This window comes from Streptomyces atratus (genome assembly GCF_014648655.1).
Taxonomy (GTDB): Bacteria; Actinomycetota; Actinomycetes; order Streptomycetales; family Streptomycetaceae; genus Streptomyces; species Streptomyces atratus.
On the sequence record NZ_BMRN01000108.1, the window covers coordinates 1 to 7,782 of the forward strand.

Genomic DNA, 7,782 nt, shown 5'->3' on the forward strand with positions numbered 1-7,782 from the left:
AGCATCTCGGCCTCGGCATCCCGGACCAGAATTCCGCCTTGGGCATCGGGAGTGATCAAGGACATATGCCCCTCCATTCATCGGAGCCGTATCCGGCCCCGGCCGCGAGCCGAGACCGAGATCGACAGAAGTAATTCTGCATCGAATAGTACGACAGCTAACTATCAGCCGTCGAATAAGATGGAGGCGTGACCAAGGGAGACGTGACCAAACAGGGCGTGACTGTCGAGGAACGCCGGAAGCCCAGGGACGCGGTCGACCAGATCCTCGACCAGTGGCACAAGGAACGGCCGGACCTGGACCTGTCGGCGATGGGAGTCTTCGGACGACTGGGTCAGCTCTCACTCCTCCTCACCCCCGCACTCGAAGAAGTCTTCACCCGACACGGCCTGCGCCGCGGCGAGTTCGACGTACTGGCCGCACTGCGCCGCTCCGGGCCCCCTTACACCCTGATCCCGTCCGCCCTCGCGAAGACCCTGATGCTCTCCCGTGCCGGCATGACCAACCGCCTGGACCGCCTGGAGGCGGACGGCCTGGTGGAACGCCGCCTCGATCCCACCGACCGCCGCAGCTTCCATGTGGCACTCACCGCCCGCGGACACAGAGTCGTCGACGCCGCGGTCACCGACCACGCCGCCAACGAATCCCGCCTCCTCTCCGCCCTCACCCCCGACGAACGCGAAACCCTCGACCACGCCCTGCGCACCCTGCTCCAGGCGATCGAGTAATTGAGGTCATCCGGCTTTGGCGGAGTGGAGATGGCGGGTGTCGCCGAGGCAGACGACTTGGCGGTTGTGGAAGAAGTCGCCTTCGCGCAGTGTGGTGATGCTGCCGGAGGGCGCCCGGAAACTGGCATAGCCGGCCGACTCGATCGGCATCTTGATCCAGGACGCCACGACGCACGTCAGAGAGCCGCCGTGCATCACGATGATCTGGTGCTCGTAAGGGTTCTGCAGGATCTCGTCCATGACCGTGTAGATGCGCCGCGCCCACGCCGCCTTGGTCTCCGCACCCTCCACACCCTCATCGTGGTCCATCCGCTCCCCGACAGTCCGCGGTGGGACTAAGCCTCGATCCGCCGACGTGGTCTGGAAGTGATCTTCTGACGGGCTTCTGAGCCGGTTTTGGGTCGACCGATGGGCATGGGCGTGCTGCATCCGCTGGTCTGCCTAGCTTTTCCACGGTTTTGGTTCCGGTCGGGCCCTGGCGGGCGGGGTGGGCAGAGACTGTCAGGCGGGTTCGGGTGGGCGGTGGACGGTGTCGAACAGGTGCGTCCAGGCTTTTTGCCAGCGCCAGTTGCGCGGAAGGTCGCGCTGTGCGGAGCGGGCGATCCGGGCCGGAACCTGGACCAGGTGGGCGCGGAGGGTGGCGGTGGTGGCCTTGGCGTGGAAGGCGGAGGTCAGTGCCCCGGCGGCCCGCAGCAGGTTGTAGGCCATCGCCCACTGGGTCAGCCAGGCGGCATTGGCGTGGAAGTGTCCCGACGGCAGGTGGGCCAGGGCGGAGGCTTTGCTGTCGGCGATGATCTGCTCGACGACGGCGGTGCTCCCGCTCGGCCTCGAGCGTCGGCGCGGGGGTGTCGGTGAAGAACGGGTGGTAGTGCCAGACCGGGAACAACTCGCCCTGCTCGCCGACGACGGCGGGTTTGGCCAGGTCAAGGACCCGGCGCACGATCAGCCGGGCCGTGACCCGCTCGCCTTTCTTGCGGCTGGCGAAGGCGGTGTGGGCGGGTATCTCGGCGACCTCGGCGTCCGAGATGAGCTCGCCGGTCTCAGGGTCGGGCACCGCGGTGGTGATCTGCTGCCACGCGGTGTCGGGGATGCTGTGGATGGCCCGTTTGATGGAGGGGTTCATCCCGGTGGTGAGGGAGAAGCGGCCGCCGGACCGGCGGCAGGCGGCGATGACACCGGCGTTGTGGAACTGCGAGTCCGCGCGCAAGATGCGCATGCCGGTGCAGCCGGCCTCGACGGCGGTGGCCAGCGCCTCGCGACGACCGGCCAGTCCGCAGGCGATTTCCCGGCCGGCGACGGCGTGTTTGCGGTGGCGACGGCGGCGGTGGAGGGCCGTCCGGTCGCCGTCACCGGCGGCGACGATGTGTTGGGTGCGGGTGTGGGACCTTGCCACCCGTGAGCAGGTTGGTAAGCCTCTGACCGGCCACAATCACCAGGTTGGATGGATGGTGCCCACGGTGATTGAGGGGCGCCCTCATGTCGTGACCGGCAGTATGGACGGTACAGCGCGGGTGTGGGACTTGATCACCCGCGAGCAGGTCGGCGAGGCGCTGAGAGACGAGTCCGAACACATGGTCGCTGCGGGGATCGTCTCGGTGGACGGGCGTGCTCTCATTCTCACCGGTGGCGGGGACCCCATGGTGCGGGTGTGGGACCTGGCCAGCCGCCGACAAATCGACAGGCTCGCGACCGAGCATTGCCCCAGGGTGTCTGCGATGGCAACGACGGTGGTTCGCGGCCGGCCCCACGCCATCACCGTCGACCATATGGGGACGGTACGAGTGTGGGATTTGAGCAGCGACCGGCAGCTCAGCGCGCCAGTTGTTGGCCACACCGACAACGTGTACGCGATGGCGACCACAGTCCTGGACGGACGCCCGGCCGTCGTCACCGGCGATGGGGACAAGACCGTGCGGGTCTGGGACGTGGACACCGGCCGACAGGTCGACGAGCCCCTGACCGGCCACACCGGCCCGGTGTGGGCGGTGGCGACCACCGTGATTGACGGCCGTCCGGTCGCCATCACCAGCAGCGGCAACGCGCGTATGGAAATACGGGTTTGGGACCTGGCCACCGGCCGGGAGGTCGGCGAGCCCATCATCAACCGCACTGATCCGACGCCGGCGGTGCCAAGCTCCGAAGGTTGGCCGTGGCCAGATTCGACGAGCTCCCCAACTGGATCACAAACATGCGGGCGGTGGCGGCCGTGGAGATCGACGACCGCCCCCATATCGTGACCGGCGGCGATGATGGAACGGTGCGGGTGTGGGACCTGACCACCCGTGAACAGGTCGCCGATGTCTTGACCGGCCACACCGGCCGGGTGCGGTCGGTGGCGACGGCGGTGGTGGACGGCCGCCCGGTCGCCATCATCGGCAGTGGCACCGTCGGCTTCACAGACTTGGATGCCGACAATGCCGGCATCGATGTCGATACGGTCGGGTCGGTGTGGCTATGGGACCTGGCCAGCATGCAGCAGATCCGACCCAACGTGGCTATTCCGCTGGGTGCCAAAGTGGTTGACATGACATCGGACGGCCGGCTGGCCGTGGCCTTCGGTCATGAGATCGCAGTGTTGGCTCGGCGTTGAGCCGCATCCCATCGAAATGCAATCACGTGGTCCGACCATCCCGGGTTCGATAGTCGGCGAGCATACGAGTCGCGCGCAAAGGCCCGATGGTCTGTGGGTTCTGGTCTTGCAGCAGGACAACAACGCGTACCCAGGTCCGCGACCGGACAGGCCGCGTACATCACACATTCAAGTTCAGTAGCATACCTGCGACCGTGAACTTACGGGGACGCCGCGGCCGGGAAACCGGACACATGCGGTATCCGACGCCCATCTCCGACCTGCTCGGCTTCCACATCGTCGACACCGGCGAGGAAACCACCCCGGTTCGTGCCGAGGTGGACGCGGCCTTGCACGGCAACCAACAGGGCACGGTGCACGGCGGATTCCTGGTCGAGATCGCCGACACGGCGATCGGGACGGCCCACTCGACCCTCATGGGGACCGGTGAATTGTTCACTGCACACATTGCGGAAATTCCGTTGTGACACCGGATGCGGAACCGCAGAATACGCATGCCAAAGTACACATGATCTTTCAAGGATGAAGAGTGACTGAGAACGACGAGCAGCGCCACACCCTGACCAATGGGCAGGGTGTGCCGGTCCTGACCTATCTGCAGGGTGTTCGGGAGGGGCACCCGTGGGCGGACCTGGCCGAAGTGGTCGGCCCCGACCCCGTGGACACCATCGTCTCCGGTATGTCCGGATGGGCAGTCTCGGGATCCGTGGAGCTCGGTGAGGAACTGCTGCGCCGTGGCGCACGGGTGATGCGGCATGCCCATGAGATGCGGAGGGACTTGGTTGCGTGTCCGCCGCCGGCCGACTGGTCATCATGCGCCCTGGGAAACGGACTTCGGGCAGTCCCTTGTGACCTCGCTGCCGACGCGGTGTTCCCGGCATGGCGAGCCGCCTTTCCTGCCGACCATCCCGACCACTACTCCGGCAGCGACGAAGAAGCGCTCAACAAGCTCCTGGCACCCATGCTGGCGGGCTCCGTTCTCGGGCCGGTCCTTCCGTGCAGCGCCTTGGTGGTGGATGAGACGGACCGTGTTGTCGCTGGGGCGATTATCACCGACCGTGACGGACTGCCGTGGATCGCGGACGTGTTCCGCCGGCCCGAAGCCCGCTACGCGGGCCTTGGCGCCAATCTGCTGCGCCGGGTGCTCAGCGCTGCTGCGGCCGACGGGCTGGCCGACATTTCGCTCGTCGTGAGCGATGCGAATCCAGCCCGCCGCGTCTACGAAAAGCTCGGTTTGGAGCTGGCTGGCACATCACTGACTGTCATCGTGCCGTAGGTCTCGAAACCTCGAACAGCCAGTGAGCTGAAGCGGATTTTGTGGCGACCCTGAAGCCAGGCGTGATCGCCATCGGTACATGAGAGAGCACAGGTCCGATGCCTGCACCACGGAAGTACCCGGACGAGCTGCGCGAGCGGGCCGCCCGTGAAGGCTCACCGAGACCGCGCCGATGCCCACGCCGCCGAACGTCGTGGTGGACCGGCCGAGCGGGCGCGGCCCGTCGCCGTCCACCACGGCGCGGAACCCCTCGCGCAGGAGACTGTCCGCGATCGTGACCACCAGGTGCACGACGAACGAGCCGAGAACCGCGCCCAGCAACACGAAGCCGGCAAAATACCCCTGCCGCAATCGGCCAGACCGGTACTGGCTCGGGTGGTCGGTGCGTGTGGCCGGGTTCGGCTCGTTCGCCTGGTGCGCGCGTCGGCGTTCCGGGCGCGGGTGTCGGTGGCAATCCTGCTTCGTGACGGGATTCTGCCTGGCGGCGGTTTTCGGCCGGGTGGGCGTCAGTGGGGGTCCCACCTCCGGCAGTGGAACTCTGGCCCTGCGGTGGGCTGCTGCCGCAAGGTAAGTGGGACAGCTGCGCGGCCCTTCTACCTCAGCAAGATTCTCGCCAACCAACACAAGACCACATTTCCGTCCTCACGCCACTCTCTGACCGACCTGACACGGAAATGCCGTGAGTACCAGCACCCTCACCGACATGGACTACCTCCGCCGCGCCATCACCGTCTCCCAGAGCGCGCGCGACAACGGCAACCACCCCTTCGGCGCGATCCTCGTCGCACCCGACGGGACGATCGCACTCGAAGCCGAGAACAGCGTCACCACCGAGAACGACGTTACCCACCACGCCGAGACCAACCTCGTCCACCTTGCCTCCCGGACCATCCCGCTGGACCAACTGGCCAAGTACACCCTCTACACCTCGTGCGAACCCTGCGCCATGTGCACCGGTGCGATCTTCTGGGCGGGCATCGGCCGCGTCGTCTACGCCCTCTCCGAAACCGGCCTGGCTGAACGCTGGCCTCCGTGCTCGTCCTTGACGACCACGTACGTCTCCTCACAGGCGGTGCTGTCACGTTGTTGAGGGAGTGAGTGCCTGATGGTGTGTCGGGTGTGGAGGGGGCGGGTTCCGGCTCCGTGCTCAGGCCGCTGCAGGCAGGCAGGCGACGCCAGTGATGCGGTCCCAGATGGCGAAGCGGGTGGGGGTGATCTCGGCGCGGTAGTGGGCGGCGGTCATCAGGTGGCGGCGGGGCCGGAAGTGGGGTGAGATGCCGCTGAACGCGGACAGGAACCGCTGGACTCCGCCGACGCTGCGGAAGCCTTTCATGGCGCGTTCGCGCTGCCGGGTTGGCTGATGGCTGTTCTCGGCCCGGTTGTTGAGGCCCTTGTGGGAGCGGTGCTCGACCGAGGGCATCACCTCGCGGTGGGCCGCGCCGTAGAAGCGGAGTTTGTCGGTGACGATCACCCGCGGCACCGAGCAGGTCGTCTTCAGCAGGCGGCGGAAGAAGCGCCGGGCTGCGGCTTTGTCCCGCCGGTTCTGGACCAGGATGTCGAGCACGGTGCCGTCAGCGTCGACGGCCCGCCACAGGTACTTCCGCTCTCCGTTGATCTTGATGAAGACCTCGTCCAGGTGCCACCGGTCGCCCAGCTGCACACGCCGGCGGCGCAGCGCGTTGGCATAGGACTGCCCGAACTTCGCACACCAGCGGCGGACGGTCTCGTGGGACACGATGACACCGCGCTCGAGCATCAGCTCCTCAACCTCACGGAAGCTGAGCGGGAAGCGGAAGTACAGCCACACACAGTGCGCGATGATCTCCACCGGGTACCGGTGCCCCTTGTACGACGGCGGCGTATTGCCCACGGACAACCCCCTCCACCGTGATCAACCCGAAGATCATCCCACCCGATCAGCCAACGTGACAGTGCCTCCCAGACGCCTGCGCGCCCGCGTGAACGAAGACTTGTTGGGAATGCTCTCGCTCAACACCGTGACGCTGCCGACCAGTTGCTCCGCCACGTCGTCATAGGAGTCCTGCTGGAACAGAGCCAGGGCGAGCGTGAAGTAGACCATGAACCCGGCCGGCAGGGCGCCGGATTTCTTATCGCGGACCCCGCATTTCTCCAGCACTCCACCGACGAGCTCCGGCGTCACCAACGGGTCACTACCCCCAGTCGCACATGATCGGATATACCCACCCACGGATGCATGCCGGGTCCAACGACCCCGTACCCTCAACGTCACCTCGAATTACTTGCCCTGCTCAAGCAACGGCATTGTGTTCCGGGCGGGAAGTGGGCGACGGTGACGGACAGGCCGGACTCGTCGGCGAAGGCGGCGAGGTCCATCTTGAACAGGTGGGAATCTCCAAAACCCGGTGTCAGGGCCCTCTGGCGTGCCTGTTAAGGTCTTGCCGCCATGAACGGGTAGCGGTAATGCGCCAGGGTGATGGGGGGGTGGAGATGCGTCGCGGCGGGTCTGCTGGGGCTGGGTTGGTTGTGATGTTGCTGCTTATGACCGGGTGTGGAGGAGGCGGCAGGAACGAGACCGGCCCCTCGGTGACACCAGCGCTGACCAAGGGGGTGAACACGGGATGCGGCCACTACCTGAAGCCGGAAACGGTCGTCGCGGCGCTCGGCTACAACAAGTTCGCCGACGTCAACGGGCATTTCCAGGACGGTAAGGGGTCGTGCCTGGTCAATATCTCGGTCAGGGAGGCGGGCCGCAGTGGGAGCGGGCCGCTCCACACCGTCGCGAAGCTCTCGCTGGAGATCCTTGACTGGAAGGATCCCGCCCAGGTGGCCGAGTACGTCGGCGGGAAGTGTCACGCCACATCGGCCGACGGAGTCACCAAGACCTTCAAGGGAACCAAGGGGGCGTGCGGCACCTACCGGGCCGACCCTCCCGAGGAGTTCCTGGTCGGCGGCAGGGTGGACGCCTATGCGGGCGAGGGCAGGAAGCTGATCACAGTCACCGTCGACGGAGTCGACGGCACGCTGAAGCAGGACCGCAAGCACGCCTTCCAACTGCTGGCCGATGCCCGCGCCAAGATCTCCGGCAAGTGAAGCGCGGGGCTCAGTGAACCGCCGACTTATATGGGGAAAGCGGGACGCGGTCGGGTTGGCCGCTCGTAGCGTGCCGTAGGACGCCGGTCCGGGTGACTCGTGAACCGTCTGCCGCT

The 7,782-nt window shown here is 66.5% G+C and carries 12 protein-coding genes and 1 pseudogene; 8 read left to right on the plus strand and 5 right to left on the minus strand.

Annotation, left to right across the window (positions count from 1 at the left end; all coding sequences use genetic code 11):
- Positions 1 to 188 precede the first annotated feature (188 nt).
- Complete coding sequence (locus IEZ15_RS42835) at positions 189 to 728, plus strand: MarR family winged helix-turn-helix transcriptional regulator (RefSeq protein ID WP_229846562.1); 540 nt, start codon at positions 189 to 191, stop codon at positions 726 to 728.
- A 6-nt stretch (positions 729 to 734) separates the two neighbouring features.
- On the opposite strand, the gene IEZ15_RS42840 is transcribed toward IEZ15_RS42835, so the two are convergent.
- Together IEZ15_RS42840 and IEZ15_RS46175 are read right to left on the minus strand one after the other, a co-directional pair.
- Complete coding sequence (locus IEZ15_RS42840) at positions 735 to 1,037, minus strand: histidine phosphatase family protein (RefSeq protein WP_189282350.1); 303 nt, start codon at positions 1,035 to 1,037, stop codon at positions 735 to 737.
- Between the two features lie 192 nt (positions 1,038 to 1,229).
- Positions 1,230 to 1,436 carry a hypothetical protein gene (locus tag IEZ15_RS46175; protein ID WP_229846563.1) on the minus strand — a complete coding sequence of 69 codons (207 nt, stop codon included), beginning with the start codon at positions 1,434 to 1,436 and terminating at the stop codon, positions 1,230 to 1,232.
- Positions 1,437 to 1,506: 70 nt separating this feature from the next.
- Here IEZ15_RS46175 and IEZ15_RS46180 point away from each other — a divergent pair, with 70 nt between their 5' ends.
- From IEZ15_RS46180 to IEZ15_RS42870, 6 genes are all read left to right on the plus strand, one after another.
- Positions 1,507 to 2,127 (plus strand): hypothetical protein, encoded by a 621-nt coding sequence (locus tag IEZ15_RS46180; protein WP_229846564.1) that lies wholly within the window; start codon positions 1,507 to 1,509, stop codon positions 2,125 to 2,127.
- Complete coding sequence (locus IEZ15_RS42850) at positions 2,099 to 2,965, plus strand: WD40 repeat domain-containing protein (RefSeq protein WP_229846565.1); 867 nt, start codon at positions 2,099 to 2,101, stop codon at positions 2,963 to 2,965. The genes IEZ15_RS46180 and IEZ15_RS42850 overlap by 29 nt, the downstream gene beginning before the upstream one ends.
- Positions 2,935 to 3,318: a WD40 repeat domain-containing protein gene (locus IEZ15_RS42855; RefSeq protein WP_189282353.1), complete on the plus strand. Its 384-nt coding sequence runs from the start codon at positions 2,935 to 2,937 to the stop codon at positions 3,316 to 3,318. The genes IEZ15_RS42850 and IEZ15_RS42855 overlap by 31 nt, the downstream gene beginning before the upstream one ends.
- A gap of 233 nt (positions 3,319 to 3,551) precedes the next feature.
- Complete coding sequence (locus IEZ15_RS42860) at positions 3,552 to 3,785, plus strand: PaaI family thioesterase (RefSeq protein WP_229846566.1); 234 nt, start codon at positions 3,552 to 3,554, stop codon at positions 3,783 to 3,785.
- Positions 3,786 to 3,847: 62 nt separating this feature from the next.
- The gene (locus IEZ15_RS42865) at positions 3,848 to 4,594 is read left to right on the plus strand and encodes a GNAT family N-acetyltransferase (protein ID WP_189282354.1); all 747 of its coding nucleotides are present in this window, start codon (positions 3,848 to 3,850) and stop codon (positions 4,592 to 4,594) included.
- A gap of 679 nt (positions 4,595 to 5,273) precedes the next feature.
- Positions 5,274 to 5,684: a nucleoside deaminase gene (locus tag IEZ15_RS42870; RefSeq protein ID WP_229846567.1), complete on the plus strand. Its 411-nt coding sequence runs from the start codon at positions 5,274 to 5,276 to the stop codon at positions 5,682 to 5,684.
- Positions 5,685 to 5,741: 57 nt separating this feature from the next.
- On the opposite strand, the gene IEZ15_RS42875 is transcribed toward IEZ15_RS42870, so the two are convergent.
- From IEZ15_RS42875 to IEZ15_RS47770, 3 genes and pseudogenes are all read right to left on the minus strand, one after another.
- Positions 5,742 to 6,464, minus strand: coding sequence for an IS6 family transposase (locus IEZ15_RS42875; protein WP_373302767.1), 723 nt, complete (start codon positions 6,462 to 6,464; stop codon positions 5,742 to 5,744).
- 33 nt (positions 6,465 to 6,497) lie between these two features.
- Positions 6,498 to 6,755, minus strand: coding sequence for a transposase domain-containing protein (locus IEZ15_RS42880; protein ID WP_189282356.1), 258 nt, complete (start codon positions 6,753 to 6,755; stop codon positions 6,498 to 6,500).
- A 125-nt stretch (positions 6,756 to 6,880) separates the two neighbouring features.
- Positions 6,881 to 6,967 (minus strand): annotated as a pseudogene (locus tag IEZ15_RS47770) (ISAzo13-like element transposase-related protein); the annotation flags it as partial.
- A 192-nt stretch (positions 6,968 to 7,159) separates the two neighbouring features.
- Between IEZ15_RS47770 and IEZ15_RS42890 the strand changes: the two are divergent.
- Positions 7,160 to 7,666, plus strand: a complete 507-nt coding sequence (locus IEZ15_RS42890) for a hypothetical protein (protein WP_189282357.1) — start codon at positions 7,160 to 7,162, stop codon at positions 7,664 to 7,666.
- The last annotated feature ends 116 nt before the right edge of the window (positions 7,667 to 7,782 follow it).